The 17,806-nt window shown below is 72.2% G+C and carries 16 protein-coding genes; 11 read left to right on the forward strand and 5 right to left on the reverse strand.

The annotated features are described in order from the left end of the window. Window positions 1-208 precede the first annotated feature (208 nt). Window positions 209-1,615 (forward strand): serine hydrolase domain-containing protein, encoded by a 1,407-nt coding sequence (locus tag ACSC1Q_RS29970; protein ID WP_436762035.1) that lies wholly within the window; start codon window positions 209-211, stop codon window positions 1,613-1,615. Between the two features lie 256 nt (window positions 1,616-1,871). Here ACSC1Q_RS29970 and ACSC1Q_RS29975 read toward each other — a convergent pair whose 3' ends face one another. After that, complete coding sequence (locus ACSC1Q_RS29975; protein ID WP_436762036.1) at window positions 1,872-2,168, reverse strand: DUF4235 domain-containing protein; 297 nt, start codon at window positions 2,166-2,168, stop codon at window positions 1,872-1,874. Between the two features lie 112 nt (window positions 2,169-2,280). Here ACSC1Q_RS29975 and valS point away from each other — a divergent pair, with 112 nt between their 5' ends. The 7 genes from valS to ACSC1Q_RS30010 all read left to right on the forward strand — a co-directional run bounded on the left by valS (window position 2,281) and on the right by ACSC1Q_RS30010 (window position 9,390). Next, complete coding sequence (valS, locus tag ACSC1Q_RS29980) at window positions 2,281-4,845, forward strand: valine--tRNA ligase (RefSeq protein WP_436762037.1); 2,565 nt, start codon at window positions 2,281-2,283, stop codon at window positions 4,843-4,845. Window positions 4,846-5,197: 352 nt separating this feature from the next. Continuing rightward, complete coding sequence (locus tag ACSC1Q_RS29985) at window positions 5,198-6,436, forward strand: AI-2E family transporter (RefSeq protein ID WP_436762038.1); 1,239 nt, start codon at window positions 5,198-5,200, stop codon at window positions 6,434-6,436. Window positions 6,437-6,447: 11 nt separating this feature from the next. After that, entirely contained in the window at window positions 6,448-7,002 is a 555-nt protein-coding gene (locus tag ACSC1Q_RS29990) for a PaaI family thioesterase (protein WP_436762039.1), read from the forward strand. Next, window positions 6,999-7,442, forward strand: a complete 444-nt coding sequence (gene dut, locus ACSC1Q_RS29995) for a dUTP diphosphatase (RefSeq protein WP_436762040.1) — start codon at window positions 6,999-7,001, stop codon at window positions 7,440-7,442. Before ACSC1Q_RS29990 ends, dut begins: the two co-directional genes overlap by 4 nt. A 135-nt stretch (window positions 7,443-7,577) precedes the next feature. Next, the gene (locus ACSC1Q_RS30000) at window positions 7,578-8,252 is read left to right on the forward strand and encodes a DUF3710 domain-containing protein (RefSeq protein ID WP_436762041.1); all 675 of its coding nucleotides are present in this window, start codon (window positions 7,578-7,580) and stop codon (window positions 8,250-8,252) included. A gap of 49 nt (window positions 8,253-8,301) precedes the next feature. Further along, window positions 8,302-8,694, forward strand: coding sequence for an OB-fold nucleic acid binding domain-containing protein (locus tag ACSC1Q_RS30005; protein ID WP_344744598.1), 393 nt, complete (start codon window positions 8,302-8,304; stop codon window positions 8,692-8,694). Between the two features lie 33 nt (window positions 8,695-8,727). Continuing rightward, window positions 8,728-9,390, forward strand: coding sequence for a DUF3159 domain-containing protein (locus ACSC1Q_RS30010; RefSeq protein WP_436762191.1), 663 nt, complete (start codon window positions 8,728-8,730; stop codon window positions 9,388-9,390). A gap of 216 nt (window positions 9,391-9,606) precedes the next feature. Here ACSC1Q_RS30010 and ACSC1Q_RS30015 read toward each other — a convergent pair whose 3' ends face one another. Together ACSC1Q_RS30015 and ACSC1Q_RS30020 are read right to left on the reverse strand one after the other, a co-directional pair. Beyond that, the gene (locus ACSC1Q_RS30015) at window positions 9,607-10,278 is read right to left on the reverse strand and encodes a potassium channel family protein (protein ID WP_344744600.1); all 672 of its coding nucleotides are present in this window, start codon (window positions 10,276-10,278) and stop codon (window positions 9,607-9,609) included. Then, window positions 10,278-10,943 carry a potassium channel family protein gene (locus ACSC1Q_RS30020; protein ID WP_344918225.1) on the reverse strand — a complete coding sequence of 222 codons (666 nt, stop codon included), beginning with the start codon at window positions 10,941-10,943 and terminating at the stop codon, window positions 10,278-10,280. Before ACSC1Q_RS30020 ends, ACSC1Q_RS30015 begins: the two co-directional genes overlap by 1 nt. Before the next feature lie 116 nt (window positions 10,944-11,059). Here ACSC1Q_RS30020 and ACSC1Q_RS30025 point away from each other — a divergent pair, with 116 nt between their 5' ends. Then, window positions 11,060-13,102: an APC family permease gene (locus ACSC1Q_RS30025; protein ID WP_436762042.1), complete on the forward strand. Its 2,043-nt coding sequence runs from the start codon at window positions 11,060-11,062 to the stop codon at window positions 13,100-13,102. A 68-nt stretch (window positions 13,103-13,170) separates the two neighbouring features. Continuing rightward, window positions 13,171-14,418, forward strand: a complete 1,248-nt coding sequence (locus tag ACSC1Q_RS30030) for a class I SAM-dependent RNA methyltransferase (RefSeq protein WP_436762043.1) — start codon at window positions 13,171-13,173, stop codon at window positions 14,416-14,418. An 882-nt stretch (window positions 14,419-15,300) separates the two neighbouring features. On the opposite strand, the gene ACSC1Q_RS30035 is transcribed toward ACSC1Q_RS30030, so the two are convergent. Continuing rightward, complete coding sequence (locus ACSC1Q_RS30035; protein WP_436762044.1) at window positions 15,301-15,963, reverse strand: response regulator transcription factor; 663 nt, start codon at window positions 15,961-15,963, stop codon at window positions 15,301-15,303. A gap of 1 nt (window position 15,964) precedes the next feature. Continuing rightward, window positions 15,965-17,368, reverse strand: coding sequence for a sensor histidine kinase (locus ACSC1Q_RS30040; protein ID WP_436762045.1), 1,404 nt, complete (start codon window positions 17,366-17,368; stop codon window positions 15,965-15,967). Window positions 17,369-17,526: 158 nt separating this feature from the next. On the opposite strand from ACSC1Q_RS30040, the gene ACSC1Q_RS30045 reads away from it, so the two are divergent. Beyond that, the gene (locus ACSC1Q_RS30045) at window positions 17,527-17,766 is read left to right on the forward strand and encodes a hypothetical protein (RefSeq protein ID WP_436762046.1); all 240 of its coding nucleotides are present in this window, start codon (window positions 17,527-17,529) and stop codon (window positions 17,764-17,766) included. The last annotated feature ends 40 nt before the right edge of the window (window positions 17,767-17,806 follow it).

Here is a 17,806-nt window from a genome sequence, read left to right on the forward strand (position 1 = left end):
CCCGGTGCCGCCCGTCACGGGCGGCACCGGGGACGCCCGTTTTCCCCGCTCCCTTTGTCGCCCGTGCGGCACGGATCGCCGTACGGACGTGACGCGCGGGGGTTCCGGCGGCGACGATGACTCACATGGCCGAGCGCGGGCCAGCGGACTACCGTCGATCTAGAGCCGGTCGGGGTACCCGGCGGGGCTCACCGGAAGGGTGACGCGAATGGACATCGCGGAGATCGGAGCCGAGTTACAGGGGTACGCGGAGGACATCCGCCTGGCGACCGGGACGCCCGGCGGGGTGATCGGGATATCGGACGGCTCCGAGACGGCCGAGGTGGCGTGCGGGTGGGGCGACCTCGCGCGGCGGGAACCGATGACCGCGGGCCTCGCGTTCCCCGGCGGGAGCCTGAGCAAGATCTACATCTCCCTCGCGGTGGCGCTCCTGGTGGAGCGCGGGACGCTCGACGTCGACGCGCCGCTGACGAAGTACATCGAGGTGGCGAACCCCCTCGGCGGTGACCCGCTCACCGTCGCGCACCTGCTGACCCACCGTGCCGGGCTGGCGCTGGACACCTACGACGCCGTCATCGGCACCTCGCAGGACGAGGCGACGGCGCTCGTCCAGGAACTGTACGGCCCGGAGTACGGGCAGGTGCGGCAGCGGTGGGTCGCTCCGGCCGGGGAGGTGTTCGCGTACTCCAGTCTCGGCATGGCGCTCGTCGCCGCCGTGGTCGAGCGGCTGGCCGGTGTGCCGTTCGCGACGTTCGTCGCCGACGAGATCGCCGCCCCGGCCGGGCTCGCCGCCACGTCGTGGCCCGGTGGTCCCGGCTGGGGCCGCGGCGGGCGCATGACGGGATACATGGGGTTCGGCGACCAGGCGGTGCCGACGCCGGTCATCGGCTCGCGGTGCGCGTCCAGCACGGGGGTCGTGACGACGGTCGGGGACCAGAACCGCCTGATGACGCACCTCCTGGGAGGAGGGGGCGCGCTCCTGGGCCCGGAGACCCTGCGGTGGCTGACGGCGTCGCGGGTGGAGTACACGTTCCAGGGCCGTCCCGTCGGGATGCACCTGGGGGCCGGGGTCCAGCTCCGCGACGTGGGCACGCGGGAGTTCGCGGTGGGCCACAACGCCGCGTACCCGTTCGGCTGGTGGTCGGTGTCGTGGACGTACCCGGGGCTCGGGCTGGCCGTGACCGCCGCGGGCAACCGGTGGGACATGCGGCAGTACATGGAGATCGAGCCGACGTGGGCGTGGCAGGTCGCCCGGGAGGCGGCACGGCTGCGGGCCGGGGGCGCGCCCCGGCATCCGGGCGGGCGCTCGCGGTCCTACGTCGCCGGGATGGTGACCGGCGGGCGGCTGCACGGCCTCCTCGGCGTCGGGCAGCGGATCGGCGAGGAGGAGCTCACCGGGATGATCGCGGGGACACGGCGGGTCGGACGCGGCGAGCCCTGGACCGGCGAGGACTTCGCCGACGGGCTGCGCGCGATGGAGTCCGCGCGCACGCCGGACGAGATCCGGGCGCGGATCGCCGCCGAGGACGGGCTGGCGGCGGCCGTCGACCTCACCGCCCTCGCGTGGGGCGAGCGGCGCGGCGGGTCCATGATGGTGATCAGGGACTTCGCGTAGCCGGGCCCGTACGGGCACCCGGCTGCCGCCGTCCGGCGCGGCCGGGACCCCGGCGCGCCCGACGGCGGGGCTCCGGCGCGGCCTCCGGCCGGCGCGGCCGATGATCGAGGCGGTGAGCCGGGGATGCCCAAGCCCCGGCCGAGGGCCTCAGGCCGGATCCGGACCTCACGGCCGGGGGCCCAGGGCGGAGCCGGGGCCTGGCCTCGGCCGGGGCGCCCGCCGCGCGTTCACCGGCGGCGGGGCACGGCCCTCGCCGTCAGGTGGTGACGTCCCTGGCCGCGTCCTTCACGGCCTTCCACGCGTTGTAGCGCTTCCTGGCGGTGCGGGCGACCACGATCTGCGTCACCTGCATGCCGACCCCCATCACCACGGCGTAGCCGATCGCCTCGCCGAGGCTGATCTCCAGGGACTCGTTGTCGACGGGCGGCTTCTTGCCGGTGGTCTTCTCCCAGGCGAAACCGATGGCCTTCTTCGCCCCCCACGCGGTGGCGAGGCCCAGGAGGCCACCGATGGCCCTCCACGCCATGTCCTGCTTCTCTGTCTTGTCGGCCATGTGGTCCTCCCGTTCGCGGTTCGCCCCAAGAACACTAGTCTCCCCGAGCGTCGCATCGCGTGAAGCCATACCATAGGGAGGCATGACACAACAGCGACCGCGCCCTGCGCCCATGCCCGAGAAACCGACTCTCGATGGCCTGGAAGCCGTATGGTCGGGCCGCTGGGAGACCGAGGGGACCTACCGTTTCGACAGGTCGCGCACGCGTGCGGAGATCTACTCGATCGACACCCCGCCGCCGACCGTCTCCGGTTCCCTCCACGTCGGCCACGTCTTCTCCTACACCCACACCGACACGATCGCCCGCTTCCGGCGCATGCGCGGGCGCGAGGTCTTCTACCCCATGGGCTGGGACGACAACGGCCTGCCCACCGAGCGCCGGGTGCAGAACCACTTCGGCGTGCGCTGTGACCCGTCCATCGCCTACGACCCCTCGTTCGAGCCCCCCGCGAAGCCCGACCCCAAGCGGCAGATCCCGATCTCGCGCGGAAACTTCATCGAGCTGTGCGAGCGGCTCACCGCCGAGGACGAGAAGGTCTTCGAGGAGCTCTGGCGCCGCCTGGGCCTGTCGGTCGACTGGTCGCTGACGTACGCCACCATCGGCGACGCCGCGCGGACCGCGTCCCAGCGCGCCTTCCTGCGCAACCTGGCCAGGGGGGAGGCGTACGTGGCGCAGGCGCCCACGCTGTGGGACGTCACCTTCCGCACCGCCGTCGCCCAGGCCGAGCTGGAGGACCGCGAGTGGCCCGGCGCCTTCCACCGGCTGGGCTTCAGCCTGTCGGAGGAGCAGCGGGCCAGGGGGTTCGGTGACCGGGTCTGGATCGAGACGACCCGCCCCGAGCTGCTGCCCGCCTGCGTCGCGCTCGTCGCCCACCCCGACGACGAACGCTACCGGCCCCTGTTCGGCACCACGGTCAGGACGCCGCTGTTCGGCGTCGAGGTGCCGGTGCTCGCCCACCACCTGGCCGAGCCGGACAAGGGCTCGGGCATCGCGATGATCTGCACCTTCGGCGACGTCACCGACGTCGTCTGGTGGCGCGAGCTCGACCTGCCCACCCGCGCCGTCATCGGCTGGGACGGCAGGCTGCTGCCGGACGCGCCCGAGGGCGTGCCGGGGGAGCCGTACGCGGAGCTGGCGGGCAGGACCGTGCACGGCGCCCGCGAGCGGATCGTGGAGCTGCTGCGCGCGTCGGGCGACATGGAGGGCGAGCCGCGGGCCGTGCGGCGCGCGGTGAAGTTCTACGAGAAGGGCGACCGGCCCCTGGAGATCGTCACCACCCGCCAGTGGTACATCCGCAACGGCGGGCGCGACCTCGCCCTGCGCGACGCGCTCCTGACGCGCGGCGCGGAGCTGTCCTGGCACCCGCCGCACATGCGGGTCCGCTACGACAGCTGGGTGCAGGGCCTGGCGGGCGACTGGCTGATCTCCCGGCAGCGGTTCTTCGGCGTGCCCATCCCGGTCTGGTACCCCCTGGACGGCGAGGGCGAGCCCGACCGCTCCGCGCCGATCGCGCCGCCCGAGTCCGCGCTGCCGATCGACCCGTCCGCCGACGTCCCGCCCGGCTACACCGAGGACCAGCGCGGCAAGCCCGGTGGTTTCATCGGAGACCCGGACGTCATGGACACCTGGGCGACCTCCTCGCTGACGCCGCAGATCGCCGGGGGCTGGGAGCGCGACCGGGACCTGTTCGAGCGGGTCTTCCCGATGGACCTGCGCCCGCAGGCCCACGAGATCATCCGGACCTGGCTGTTCTCCACCGTGGTCCGCGCCCATCTGGAGCAGGGCACCCTGCCCTGGAGCGACGTCGCGATCTCCGGGTGGATCCTCGACCCCGACCGCAAGAAGATGTCCAAGTCCCGGGGCAACGTGGTCACCCCGCTCGGCCTGCTGGAGCAGTACGGCTCCGACGCGGTCCGCTACTGGGCGGCCGGTGGCCGTCCGGGCACCGACACGGCGTTCGACACCGGCCAGATCAAGGTCGGCCGCCGGCTGGCCATCAAGATCCTGAACGCCTCCAGGTTCGTCCTGGGCCTGGGCGAGGGGGGCGGGGAGGTCACCGAGCCGATCGACCTGTCGATGCTGGCCCGGCTGTCGGAGGTGGTCCACGAGGCCACCGAGGCGTTCGAGGGCTACGACTACACCCGCGCCCTGGAGCGGACCGAGCGGTTCTTCTGGGAGTTCTGCGACGACTACCTGGAGCTGGTCAAGGCCAGGGCCTACGACGACGCGAACGACGGGGACGACGGGGACGGGGCGAACGACGGGGACGGGGCGGGGGAGGCGAGCGCGGCGGCGCGTTCGGCGCACGCGGCGCTGCGCGAGGCGCTCGACGTCATGCTCCGGCTGTTCGCCCCGTTCCTGCCCTTCGTCACCGAGGAGGTCTGGTCCTGGTGGCGCGAGGGCTCGGTGCACCGGGCCGCCTGGCCCGAGGCGGGCGGGCGGGGAGGCGACCCCGAGCTGCTGCCCGTGGTGGCCGCCGTCCTCGGCCGGGTCCGCAAGGCCAAGTCCGACGCGCGCCTCTCCATGCGCGCGGAGGTCTCCCGGCTGACCGTCACCGGCGCGGGCGTCGGCCTCGTGCGCCTGGCGCAGGACGACCTGTGCGGCGCGGGCGTCATCGACGAGTTCGTGCTCCAGGAGGGCGAGGGGGACCTGCTGGTGGAGGTCGCCCTCACCTGACCCCGGGCGCGCACGCGAATCTGTCCTCGCCGTCGGGGAATCCTGCCGTACGGTCGAGGTAGGAAAGAGAGGAGGACAGGCATGCCGCCAGGATGTGGCAACTGCAGCTGCTACCTCGAAGACAGGGTGATCTCCCGCCCGCCGGACGAGCGCTGATCTCGGCCGGGTGAGCGCCCGTCCCTGACCGGGCGGGCGTTCACCCCGGTCGTCCGGGTGGCCCTCACCGCCACCTTCACCGCCGCCTTCGCAGGTGGGCGCGGCCCCGTTGGGCGTCGCCGGACGGGCCGTCGCTTTTCGTGTCCTCGCGATAACCCTCGCGCATTTCCCTTCCCGGCGTGACAGTCTGGATTATGTGATCTCCGATCGGGAACGCCTGACCAGCCTGGTGCCTCGCACGTTGCTGCGCATCGCGATGTGGAGCCTCTGCCTGATCATCATCGGCTGGGCGGTCTTCTACTTCGCGCAGTTCATCGCGACGTTGCGGATCGTGGTGCTGCCGGTGGCCATCGCGCTCCTGCTGACCGCGCTGCTGTTCCCGCTCACCCGGCGGTTCGGCGCGATGGGCATGCGGCCCATCTACGCGACCTGGCTCACGATGATCATCGCGCTCACCGTGCTCGGCGGCACCGGCTGGATCATCGGGGTGCGCGCCAACGACGAGTTCCCCGGCCTCGTCGACCAGGTGCGCCAGACGGCCAAGACGGTGGAGAACTGGCTCTACACCGGGCCGCTGCACCTGCAGCCGACCCAGATCACCAGCTGGGTCGACGAGATCGGCAAGCAGATCACCACCCAGCGCAACCAGATCACCCAGACGGTCCTCACCGGCGCCACGGTGGCGCTGGAGGTGCTGGCCTCGATCGTGCTGCTGCTGTTCGTGACGTTCTTCCTGCTCAAGGACGGCGACCGGATCTGGTCGTGGTTCCTGAGGGGCTTCGGCGACGTCGCGCCCCGCGTCGACAAGGCCGGGCGGGCCGCCTGGGTGACGCTCTCGCACTACGTGCAGGGCACGGTCGCGGTGGCCGCCGTGCACGGCGTGATCATGGGCATCGTGCTCGCGGGGATGGGCGTGCCGCTCTGGGCGCCGCTCGCGGTGATGATCTTCCTGGCCAGCTTCATCCCCATCGTCGGCATCTTCTTCGCCGGTTCCGTGGCCACCCTGGTCACCCTCGGCGCCAAGGGCCCGATCTACGCCCTGATCTTCCTCGGCATCCTGCTCGTGGAGCAGCAGCTGGAGAACCACGTGCTGCAGCCGCTGATCGTCGGCAGGGTGCTCCACTTCCACCCGCTGGCGATCATCCTGGTGCTGGCGGTGGGCGGCATCCTGGCGGGCATCGCCGGGGCCGCCGTGGCGGTGCCGGTGGCCGCCGTCATCTACCGGGCGCTGCCCGAGCTCGCCGGCCGCTCCCATCTGGCGCTGCCACCGGCCCCGCCCCATCCCGATCCCGGGAGCCCCGACGATCCTGGGAGCCCCGGCGATCCCGGCGGCCCAGGTGGTCCCGGCGATCCGGGTCCCGATCCCGGTGGCCCGGCACCGGCGGGGGCGGCGGGAAAGCCGGTGAATGAGGAATCACCGCAGCCCAGGGGGTAACGTTCTGCCCCGTGACCCGTTCCGCCCTGACCACCCCCCCGCCGGACGCGACCCGCCCGGGCCCGCTTCCCGGCGCGCCCGCTCCCGGCACCCCGCTCGGCCCCCACTACAGCCGCTGCTTCGGCTGCGGCGCCGGACACCCGAACGGCCTGCACCTGACCGCCCTCACCCCCGACGGGATCTCGGTGGTCGCCGAGTTCACCGTGGAGGAGACCCACCAGGGCGCGCCAGGCCTGGCGCACGGTGGCGTGCTCGCAGCGGCGATGGACGAGGTCATCGGCATGTCCGTGTGGCTCTTCCAGCGCCCCTACGTCACCGGCCGGCTGGAGACCGACTATCTCGCGCCGGTTCCGGTCGGAACCGTCCTGCACATGCGCGCCTGGTGCAACGGCATGTCCGGCCGGAAGGCGTACCTTGAGGCTGAGGGCCGGATCGGTTCCCCGGACGGGCCGGTCGCCGTGCGGGCCGCGGCGCTCTTCATCGAGGTGGCCATGGAGCATTTCGCCAAGCACGGTGACATCCAGACGATCGCCGACGAGCACCACGAGTACGAGGTGAACCCGTGACCCACACCGTCGAGGTGTTGATCCACCGGCTCGACGCCGACCTGCCGCCGCCCTCGTACGCCCACCCGGGCGACGCGGGCGCGGATCTCCACGCCGCCGAGGACGTCGAGCTCCTCCCCGGGGAGCGGGCCGTGGTCGGCACCGGGCTCGCGATCGCCCTGCCCGACGGGTACGCCGCGTTCGTCCACCCGCGCTCGGGCCTGGCCTCCAGGCACGGCGTGACGCTCGTCAACGCGCCCGGCACCGTCGACGCGGGATACCGGGGCGAGATCAGGGTGACGCTGATCAACACCGACGCCAAGGACGCCGTACGGCTGCGCAGGGGGGACCGCATCGCGCAGCTGGTGATCCAGAAGGTGGAGAAGGCGGCGTTCCACGAGGTGGACCGGTTGCCGGGTTCGGCGCGAGGCGCCGGCGGGTTCGGGTCCACCGGCCGCTGACAGGGAGTGAACCCGGCGAGGCGGGCGTGACGGCCGGTGGTGACCGGGGGCCGGGGCGCGTCCCCGGCTCGCGGGGCCGCCGCCGCGCCCGGCGGGGGACGAGTGACCAGTGAATCTTCAAGGAGCGTGAGGAAAGTGTTCGGACGTAACCGTCGTGAGAAGTCCCCGGCAGCCAAGGCCGTGGTGGAGGAGGTCGAGCGGGTCCCGTCGCGGGAGTCGGGGCCGTGGGACGCCGACGAGCCCCACCCCGAGCGGGAGCGGGTCGACCTCGGGGGCATGCGCCTGCCGGTCGACGCCGGGTTCGAGGTGCAGCTCAACCTGGCCGGTGACCAGATCGTCGGCGCGGTCGTCCTGTTCGAGGGGAGCGCCCTGCAGGTGCACGCCTTCGCGGCGCCCAAGCGGAGCGGGATCTGGGACGAGGTCAGGGCCGAGCTGGCCGAGGGGGTCAAGGGCGCCGGGGGCACCGCCGAGGAGCGCGAGGGGCCGTTCGGCGTCGAGCTGGCCGCCAGGATCCCCGCCGAGGGCGGCGAGCAGCCGGTCCGCTACCTCGGGGTCGACGGGCCGCGCTGGTTCCTGCGCGCGGTGATCAGCGGGAAGGCCGCGGAGGACGCCGAGGTCGCCGCGACGCTGGAGGGTGTCGTCCGCGACATAGTCGTGGTACGCGGCGACGAGCCGATGGCCCCCAAGGAGGCGATCGAGCTCCGGCTCCCGCCCGAGGCCAGGCAGGCCGCGGAGCAGCAGGCCGCCGGGGGCGACGTGCCCGACCTCAACCCGTTCGACCGGGGGCCGGAGATCGCCGAGATCCGCTGACGGGGCGGATCGCGTACGCTGGTTCGACTCGTGTGTGAAGGAGAGGTCCGTGGGTTCTCAGGAGCCGCATAAACAGAGCGGTTTGCGGGGATTCTTCCGCCGGTTGACCGCCGGTCAGGCCGAATTGGAGGCCGACGAGCTCCAGCAGGACCTCGACCGTCACGGTGCCACGCCCATCGTCTCGTGCGGCATGCGCCGCCGCTTCTGCGTGACGGGCACGCTGCGGACGGTGACGCTGCGCCCTCGCGGGGGCGCCCCGGCGCTGGAGGCCGAGCTTTACGATGGTTCCGATGTGATCGACCTGATATGGCTGGGCCGCAGGAAGATCGCGGGTATCGAGCCGGGACGTCTGGTGCTGGCGGAAGGGCTCGTCAGCGTGCAGGATGGCCGCAAAGTCATGTTCAATCCGAGATACGAGCTGCGCCCAGCGGGCGGTGCGTGAGTGATTGACGATCACGAGACGGTGAGCGAGAAGATGACCACCACCGGCGAGACAGCCGCGCACGACACGGTCGAGGCCGCGATCCGCAGCCAGCTTGCCAAGGCCTTCGGCGGAGTGCGGGGCGTCATCGAGGCGGCCGTGCCCACCATCGCCTTCACCGGCATGTGGATCACCACCTCGGACCTGAAACAGTCCCTGATCGTCAGCATCTCGGCCGCGGTGCTGCTGCTCGTCGTGCGGCTGCTGCAGCGCTCGACGCCGCAGTTCGTGGTCAACAGCCTGATCGGCATCGGCATCGGCGCGTTCTTCGCCTCCCGCACCGGCCAGGCCGAGGACGTCTTCCTGCCGGGCATCCTCTACAACGCCGGATACTCCGTGGTGATGCTGCTGTCGATCGTCACCCGATGGCCGGTGGTGGGCTTCCTCATCGGGTCCGTCACCGGCGACCCGACCGCGTGGCGCGCGGATCCGGCCGTGGTGAGGCTGTGCACCAAACTCACCTGGCTGCTGATGATCCCGTGCGTGGTCCGGGTGGCGGTGCAGCTCCCCGTCTACCTGATCGGCCGGGACGACGCCGTCGCCGAGCTGGGCATCCTCAAGATCGCGATGGGCTGGCCGCTCCAGGTCGCGGCACTCGCCGCGATGGTGTGGCTGCTGGCCAAGGGCAGGACCCCGGTGCGGCCCGCGGTCTCCTGACCGGCGGGCCCCTCGGCCTCGATCTTGGTCCTCCGGCCCGGTTTAGGGAACGGCCTCAGGATCGCCGCCCTCCGCGCCTTCGCGGAGGGCTTCCCGGTTCGCCGTCTCCGAGGCCGTCCTCAGGGCCGTCGCCTTCGCGTTCACTTCCGTACCCCTCCTCCCGGAACTCCCGGAATCGCGGCCGGGGGAGGCGTACGGGGGCCGGGAGGTCCCGGCTCAGTGGGGCGTGCGGTGCGGGGACAGGAGCTCGGCGAGCTCCTCCTCCACCTCCTGGCTGGCCACGAACATCAGCTCGTCACCGGCCTCCAGCGGGTCGTCGGCGGTGGGCACCAGCACCCGGCCCTCGCGCAGGATCGCGACCAGGGCGGTGTCGTTGGGCCACGGCACCGAGCCGGCGCGCTGGCCGACGACCGGGGCGTCCTCGGGCAGGGTGAGCTCGACCAGGTTGGCCTGGCCCTGGCGGAAGGTCATCAGCCGGACCAGGTCGCCGACGCTGACCGCCTCCTCGACCAGCGCGCTCAGCAGGCGCGGGGTCGAGACGGCCACGTCGACGCCCCACGACTCGTTGAACAGCCACTCGTTCTTGGGGTGGTTGATCCTGGCGACCACGCGCGGCACGCCGTACTCCGTCTTGGCGAGCAGCGAGACCACGAGGTTGACCTTGTCGTCGCCGCTGGCGGCGACGACCACGTGGCACTCGGCCAGGCCCGCCTCGTCCAGCGAGGAGATCTCGCAGGCGTCGGCGAGCAGCCACTCCGCCCGCGGCACCGTATCGATCTTGATGGCCTTGGGGTCGATGTCGACGAGCAGGACCTCGTGGCCGTTCTCCAGGAGTTCGGCGGCGATCGACCGGCCGACCGCTCCCGCGCCGGCGATGGTGACGCGCATCAGTGCTCCTCCTCCGGCGCCCCGGACAGCACCTTGTTGATGCGGTCCATGTCGGCCTCGACCGCCATGACGTGCAGCACGTCGCCCTCCTGCACCACCGAGTCGTTCCTGGGCAGCAGGGTGTCGCCGATCCGGTTGATGAACGCCAGGCGGGTGCCCGCCGCCGCCTCCAGATCCCTCGTCGGGGTGCCGATCCAGCCGGGGTGGTACGCGACCTCCGCGAGGACCACGCACCCGCTGGGGTCGCGCCAGAGCGGCTCGGCGCCCTCGGGCAGGACGCGGCGCAGGATCTGGTCGGCGGTCCAGCGGACCGTGGCCACGGTGGGGATGCCCAGCCGCTGGTAGACCTCGGCGCGCCGGGAGTCGTAGATCCTCGCCACGACGTTGTCCACGCCGAACGTCTCGCGGGCGACCCTGGCGGAGATGATGTTCGAGTTGTCGCCGCTGCTCACCGCCACGTAGGCGCCCGCGGCCTCGATGCCCGCCTCTTCCAGGACGTCCCGGTCGAAGCCGATCCCGGTCACCCTGCGACCCCTGAACCCCGCCCGCAGGCGGCGGAACGCCTGTGGGTCACGGTCGATGATCGCGACCGAGTGGCCGCTGTCCTCAAGGATGTGCGCCAGGGTCGAACCGACCCGGCCACACCCCATGATCACGATATGCATGCTCCCCCGCCGGTCGCTGTGAGGCGGATCTTGATCCCGATGTATTCAGCCAGTATGGACCGCCCCGGGAGTGCCGCGTGAGTGGGGCCGAGTAATAACGGCTAGCATCTGCAGACGTGTCGAAGGTGACGGACCTTGTCAAACGCCTTTTCATCGGGCGGGCGCTGCGCAGCACGCAGTTGCACGAGCAGCTGCTCCCCAAGCGCATCGCGCTGCCCGTCTTCGCGAGCGACGCCCTCTCGTCCGTGGCCTACGCCCCGCAGGAGATCCTGGTCATCCTCTCCCTCGCGGGGGTCTCCTTCTACCACTTCAGCCCCTGGGTCGCCGTCGCCGTCGTCGTGGTGATGCTCACCGTCGTGGCGTCGTACCGGCAGAACGTGCACGCCTACCCCAGCGGGGGTGGCGACTACGAGGTCGCCACCGTCAACCTCGGCCCGAACGCGGGCCTGACCGTCGCCAGTGCCCTGATGGTCGACTACGTGCTGACCGTCGCGGTCTCGGTCGCCAACGGCGTCGACTACGTGGGCGCCACCATCCCGTACGTCGCCGAGCACAAGCCGCTGGTCGCGATCGTCATCGTGGTGCTGCTGACGATCGTCAACCTGCGCGGGATCCGGGAGTCGGGCGCGGCCTTCGCGATCCCCACCTACGCCTTCATGTTCGCCGTCCTCGGCCTGGTCGCGTGGGGCGGTTTCCGGGTGCTCGTCCTCGGCGACGAGCTGCACGCGCCCACCTCGGGGTACGAGATCGTCGCCGAGCAGTCCGACCTGACCTCCTTCGCGGCGGCCTTCCTGATCCTGCGGGCGTTCTCCTCCGGTTGCGCGGCCCTCACCGGCGTCGAGGCGATCAGCAACGGCGTGCCCGCCTTCCGCAAGCCCAAGAGCAGGAACGCCGCGAACACCCTGCTGATGATGGGCCTGGTCTCGGTGACCATGTTCGTCGGCATCATCACCCTGGGGCTCGCCTCGGGCGTCAAGGTCGCCGACCCCGCCGTCGCCTACCGCGACGTCCTGATCGACGGCCGGCCCGCCGGGCCCGGCTACTACCAGCAGCCGATCATCGCCCAGGTGGCCGACGCGGTCTTCGGCAACGGCTCGCTCCCCTTCTTCGTCATCGCCGCCGTCACCGCGCTGATCCTGTTCCTGGCCGCCAACACCGCCTTCAACGGCTTCCCGGTGCTCGGCTCGATCCTGGCCCAGGACCGCTACCTGCCCCGCCAGCTGCACACCCGGGGAGACCGGCTCGCCTTCTCCAACGGCATCGTGATCCTCGCCGCCGGGGCCTGCCTGCTGCTGTGGGGCTTCGACGCCGACGTCAGCCGCCTGCTCAACCTCTACATCGTGGGCGTCTTCGTGTCGTTCACGCTGAGCCAGATCGGCATGGTCAGGCACTGGACCCGGCACCTGAGGACCGAGACCGACCTGAAGGTCCGGCACCAGATGCACCGCTCGCGGACCATCAACTCCTTCGGCGGCGTGATGACCGGCGTGGTGCTGGTGGTGGTGCTGCTCACCAAGTTCACCCACGGGGCGTGGATCGTCTGCGTGGCCATGCCGGTGCTGTTCCTGATGATGAAGGGCATCCACCGCCACTACGAGAACGTGGCCGCCGAGCTCGCCGTCGCCGAGGACTCCCAGGTGGACGAGTCGATGCTGCCCGCGCGCAACCACGCCATCGTCCTGGTCTCCAAGATCCACAAGCCGACCCTGCGCGCCCTCGCCTACGCCCGCGCCACCCGCCCCTCCAAGCTGGAGGCGATCACCGTGGGGGTGGAGGGCCCCGAGGCCAGGGCGCTGCAGGAGGAGTGGGAACGGCGCGGCATCCCGGTGCCGCTGAAGATGCTCGACTCGCCCTACCGCGAGATCACCCGGCCGATCCTGGAGTACGTCAAGTCGCTGCGCCGCCGCTCGCCCCGCGACGTGGTGAGCGTCTACATCCCCGAGTACGTCGTCGGCCACTGGTGGGAGCACATCCTGCACAACCAGAGCGCGCTGCGGCTGAAGGGCCGCCTGCTGTTCCAGCCCGGCGTGATGGTCATCAGCGTGCCCTGGCAGCTGCACTCCTCCGACCGGCTCAAGGGCCGCCCCGAGCCCTTCGCGCCGGGCGCCGTACGCCGTCCGCGCCCCGAGGCGGCACGGGACGAGGACGTCAAGGCATAACCTTTCGTATGCGCTCCTGACGCGAGGAGGCTCGACCGACGACGGATTTTCCCTTGGGGGCAACGACCATGGCCATCGAACTGACGGTAGGACCGGTTGCGCACGGTGGCTGGTGCGTCGCCCGCCACGACGGCCGGGTCGTCTTCGTACGGCACGCGCTGCCCGGTGAGCGGGTCACCGCCGAGGTCACCGAGGAGACCTCCCATTTCCTGCGGGCCGACGCGGTCGAGATCCTGGAGCCCTCCGCCGACCGGGTGACCCCGCCGTGCCCGTTCGCGGGGCCCGGCCGCTGCGGCGGCTGCGACTGGCAGCACGCCTCCCTCGACGCCCAGCGCCGCCTGAAGGCCGACGTGGTGGCCGAGCAGCTCAAGCGGCTGGCCTCGATCGACTGGAAGGGCACCGTCGAGGAGGTCCCCGGAGCCCCCGACGGGCTCGGCTGGCGCACCCGCGTCCAGTTCGCCGTCGACCGCGAGGGCGGCCTGGGCCTGCGCCGCCACCGCTCCCACGACATCGAGCCGGTGGACGCCTGCCTGATCGCCCACCCCGAGGTGGAGAACGTCGGCGCCGAGGTCATGAACTGGCGTAACGCCTCCTCGGTCGAGGTCATCGCCTCCAGCACCGGCGACCAGGCGGTCGTGGTCGCGCCCAAGCCCCGGCGCACGGTGGCCGTGCCCGACCTCGACACGAGCGTGGCCGTCTTCGTCGACGAGGGCAAGGGCCGCAGCCGCGTCGTCCACGGCCGCAACCACCTCGTCGAGCGCGTCGCCGAGCGCGACTTCCAGGTCACCGGCAGCGGCTTCTGGCAGGTGCATCCCGGCGCCGCCGCCACCCTGCTCGACGCCGTCCTGGAGTTCGCCGCCCCGCGGCCTGGCGAGTGGGCCCTCGACCTCTACTGCGGCGTCGGCCTGTTCGCCGCCGGGCTGGCCGAGGCGGTCGGTCCCGAGGGGGCCGTGTTCGGCGTCGAGTCCGAGTCCGTGGCGGTCCGCGACGCCGAGCGCAACCTCCGCGACCTGCCCCAGGCCCGCTTCGCCAGGGGACGGGTGGAGAACGCCCTCGACCGCTTCGGCATCGAGCGCGCTGACCTGGTCGTCGTCGACCCGCCCAGGGCGGGCCTGGGCCGCGACGTCGTCGACAGCCTGACCACCCTCCAGGCGACCCGGATCGTGTACGTCTCCTGCGACCCGGCCACCCTCGCCCGCGACCTGGCCTGGTTCGCCGAGCGGGGCTACCGCCTCGCCGATCTGCGCGCTTTCGACGCCTTCCCGATGACCCACCACGTGGAGTGCGTGGCACACCTGGTCAGCGAGACGATCTAGCGGTCGACCTGGAGAAATGCGAACAGTGGTGTTTCGTCGAACCTAGGGACCCTCCCCGTCGAACCAAGATCATGACGCATGATCTTGGAGGCGGGGTGGAACCTCGTGCCGCGCTCGTGATGGGGGGCGTCCGGGTCGGCGGCGCACTTGGTTGGCCGCTGGTTGAGTGGGCCTTGGCGGGGCCCGCGCCGAGCGGCTTGTCGACGCGGTGATTGTCGCCTGGGCGTGGTTCCCCGCTCGCAAGGTCGTCACCCCTGTCGCCGCCCTCCCCGGGACGACCGTGGCCGGCCTCTCGTGGAGAAGGCGAGCGGCCCGTACCCCCTGTGACGCAGGAGGTACGGGCCGCTCGCCTGATTCGCGAGGGATTGGAATCGGGAGAGTGAGGGCCCTGCGTCGGGATCGGGTGCGGGGCTCTTCTCCGTTTCGGAGCCCGCCGTCGAATTCGTCACCCTGGGCTCCCGGCATGGCACGCAGAGCCAAAGAGTGCGCTCCCCCTGATCGCCGCCCTAACCGTCGCAGGGATCGTCTACGTCCTCACCACCGACCCCCGCCCCCGCAGCCGCCGACTCCCGCGGCCGGCCCGTCGCCTCGGCCGGACGCCGCCGTGCGAGCGTTCTACGCCGAGCTCCGGCAGATGCCGCGGCCGGTCCACGAAGAAGCCCCGTCGCTCTCCTCCGGAGCGCCGGTACCGCTCGCCTGCGGGGCCGCGTACTTTCTCACCACGAACCTGGCGGGACTGCGGCCGGAGTGGCGCGAGATGGCCCGTACGGGTGGGCGGGGCGGCGCCGAGGAGACGCTTGGGGCGCGAGGGGCGGGTCGGCTCCGTGCCGACCGGCCTTCGGCCGGGGGGAGAGCGTGAGGCCGGTGGTGTGACGACCGGTCCTACCGGTTTCCCGGCGCGCTCGCGTCGTGGACCAGCAGGGCGATCTGGACCCGGTTGTTGAGATCCAGCCGGGTCAGGATCCGGGACACGTGCGTCTTCACCGTCGGCAGCGCCAGATGCAGCTCCCGCGCGATCTCCGCGTTGGAGCGGCCGCGCCCGACCGCGAGGGCCACCTCCCGCTCCCGCTCGGCCAGCAGCGCCAGCCGGGCACGGGCGGCGGCGGCCCGGTCTCCCTGTTCGGAGCCGTCCGTGACCTGCTCGATGAGACGGCGGGTGACGGCGGGGGAGAGGACCGGATCTCCGGCGGACACCGTCCGGACGGCCGTGACGATGTCCCGCGGCGGGGTGTCCTTGAGGAGGAACCCGGCCGCGCCGGCCCGCAGCGCCCGCAGCACGTGCGCGTCGGTGTGGAAGGTGGTCAGCACCAGCACCTCCGGGGCGCCGGGAAGGGCCCGGAGCCTCTCGGTCGCGGCCAGCCCGTCGACGCCCGGCATCCGGATGTCCATCAACACCAGGTCGGGTCCGTACGCGGTGACCAGAGCTGGGACCTCGGCCCCGTCGGCGGCCTCCGCGACGATCTCGATGTCCGGGGCGCCGCCCAGCATCAGGCGCAGCCCGGCTCGCACGATCGCGTCGTCGTCGACCAGCAGGACGCGGATCACCTCATCCCCCTCCCGTGCCGCCGGACGCCTGCCCCGCGACGGGTCCCGTGCCGCCGAACCGCTGGCCCGCGACGGATTCCGTGCCGCTGGACTTCTGGCCCGCGACGGGCGCGATGTCCGTCGCGGGCCAGGGTAGCCAGGCGCGGACCAGGAAACCACCGTCGGCGGGACCGGCCGTCAGCTCACCGCCCGCCAGGCGAGCCCGTTCGGCCAGCCCGACCAGCCCCTGCCCGCGGCCTCCGCCCCCGTTCGCCCTGACGCCTTCGTCTCCGTGCGCGCCTACGTTCTCGCCCCGGCTCGTCTTGATACCTCTGACTCCGTACGCGTCGATGTTTTCGGCCCGGTTCGCTCTGGCGCTTTCGCGTCCGTCCACGCCGGAGGTCAGGGGCGGGGTCGGGGTCGGGCCGGACGGTGGCGCGTTGCGGACCTCCACCACGAGACCGTCCGCCGGGCTCCCGGTCACCTCCACCGTGACCGCCGCGCCGGGCGCGTGCTTGCGCGCGTTGGTCAGCGCCTCCTGGACGATCCGGTACGCCGTACGCCCGACCACGGGCGGTGGCACCGGCCCTCGCGGTGGTCCGGTCAGCTCGATCCGGCCGCCCGTCGCCCGCGCCTCCGCCACCAGCCTGGCCAGGTCCGCCAGTTCCGGCTGCGGACGCTCACCCTCCTCCGGCCCGGCCCGCAGCACCCCGATCACCTCGCGCAGGTCGCGCAGCGCCAGGTGGGCGCTCTCCCGGATCACCCCGGCGGCCCGCGCCACCTCCTCCTCGGGCGCGCCCGGGTTGAACTCCAGCGCTCCCGCGTGGACGCTCAGCAGCGACAGCCGATGGCCGAGCACGTCGTGCATCTCGCGGGCGATCTCCTCCCGCGTCTCCCGCCGGACCCACTCGGCCCGCAACTCCGCGTCCGCCTCGGCCAGTTCGGCGCGCTCGCGCAGCGAGGCGATCAGCTGCCGCCTGGAGCGTCTGAACAGCCCCCACCCGACGGCCCCGGCGATCAGCGCGAAGTACGTCAGCGCCGAACCCGCGCGGTCGTCGGGCAGCTCCGCCAGCCGCCACAGGAAGACGGGCAGGGGTGCGAAGGCCAGCGCGGCCACCCACGCCGTGACCCGCCACGGCCGGGTCGCGGCCACCGTGAACACCGCCACCATCGCCGGGCCGGTCAGGTAGTGCGCCTGGGTGCCCGCCAGCAGCAGCGTCACCGCGAGCGGCACCGGCCAGCGCCGCCGCAGGAGCACCGCCGCGCACCCCAGCCCGCCGACCACCTGGTCGACGTCCCGCCACAGGGGGTCGAGGTCATCGGGGATCGGTATGGACTGCGAGCTGACGGCGGCGAAGCAGGCGGCGAAGAGGAACAGCGTCAGGTCGGCGACCCGGTCGCGGCGGGTGCGGTGGACGCGGCGCATACTCCGGGAATCTACGCGGACCCAGCCCGCGACCGGGCGTCCACGCCACGGCCGGATACTTAAGTACGACCCCCGGCCCGCCGTAGGCCGACCTTGGTCAGGACCCGGCCATCTTGAGCCCGATCCGGTGCCCGCTACCGCACGCCTACCGTCGGGCCATGACCTCCACCACCCCGAAGTCCCCGCTGGCGGCCCTGTCGGGCCTTGTCTGCTTCGTCCTCGTCGTCGGCGGCGCGAGCGGCCTCCTGCACGAGTGGTTCGGCTGGATCCACTTCATGGGTTTCGTCCGCTTCCTCGCCCCCGACGGCTACGAGATCTACAGCTACGTCATCATGATCGTCCTCGGCCTCGCGGTGGGCGCGGCCGGCGACGCGGTCACTCGCCGAGGCCGGGGATGACCCGCCGGGCGAACCCACCGGGAGGACCCGCAGAGAGGAC

This window comes from Streptosporangium heterodermiicola, assembly GCF_051390675.1.
Taxonomy (GTDB): Bacteria; Actinomycetota; Actinomycetes; order Streptosporangiales; family Streptosporangiaceae; genus Streptosporangium.

Coding starts and splice junctions, on each gene's coding strand:
- ACSC1Q_RS30015 (WP_344744600.1), bottom strand. CDS start 10,278: ATGCGCGTCACCATCGCCGGCGCGGGAGCGGTCGGCCGGTCGATCGCC.
- ACSC1Q_RS30020 (WP_344918225.1), bottom strand. CDS start 10,943: ATGCATATCGTGATCATGGGGTGTGGCCGGGTCGGTTCGACCCTGGCG.
- ACSC1Q_RS29975 (WP_436762036.1), bottom strand. CDS start 2,168: ATGGCCGACAAGACAGAGAAGCAGGACATGGCGTGGAGGGCCATCGGT.
- ACSC1Q_RS30040 (WP_436762045.1), bottom strand. CDS start 17,368: ATGCGCCGCGTCCACCGCACCCGCCGCGACCGGGTCGCCGACCTGACG.
- ACSC1Q_RS30030 (WP_436762043.1), top strand. CDS start 13,171: ATGGCCATCGAACTGACGGTAGGACCGGTTGCGCACGGTGGCTGGTGC.
- valS (WP_436762037.1), top strand. CDS start 2,281: ATGCCCGAGAAACCGACTCTCGATGGCCTGGAAGCCGTATGGTCGGGC.
- ACSC1Q_RS29970 (WP_436762035.1), top strand. CDS start 209: ATGGACATCGCGGAGATCGGAGCCGAGTTACAGGGGTACGCGGAGGAC.
- ACSC1Q_RS30010 (WP_436762191.1), top strand. CDS start 8,728: ATGACCACCACCGGCGAGACAGCCGCGCACGACACGGTCGAGGCCGCG.
- ACSC1Q_RS30045 (WP_436762046.1), top strand. CDS start 17,527: ATGACCTCCACCACCCCGAAGTCCCCGCTGGCGGCCCTGTCGGGCCTT.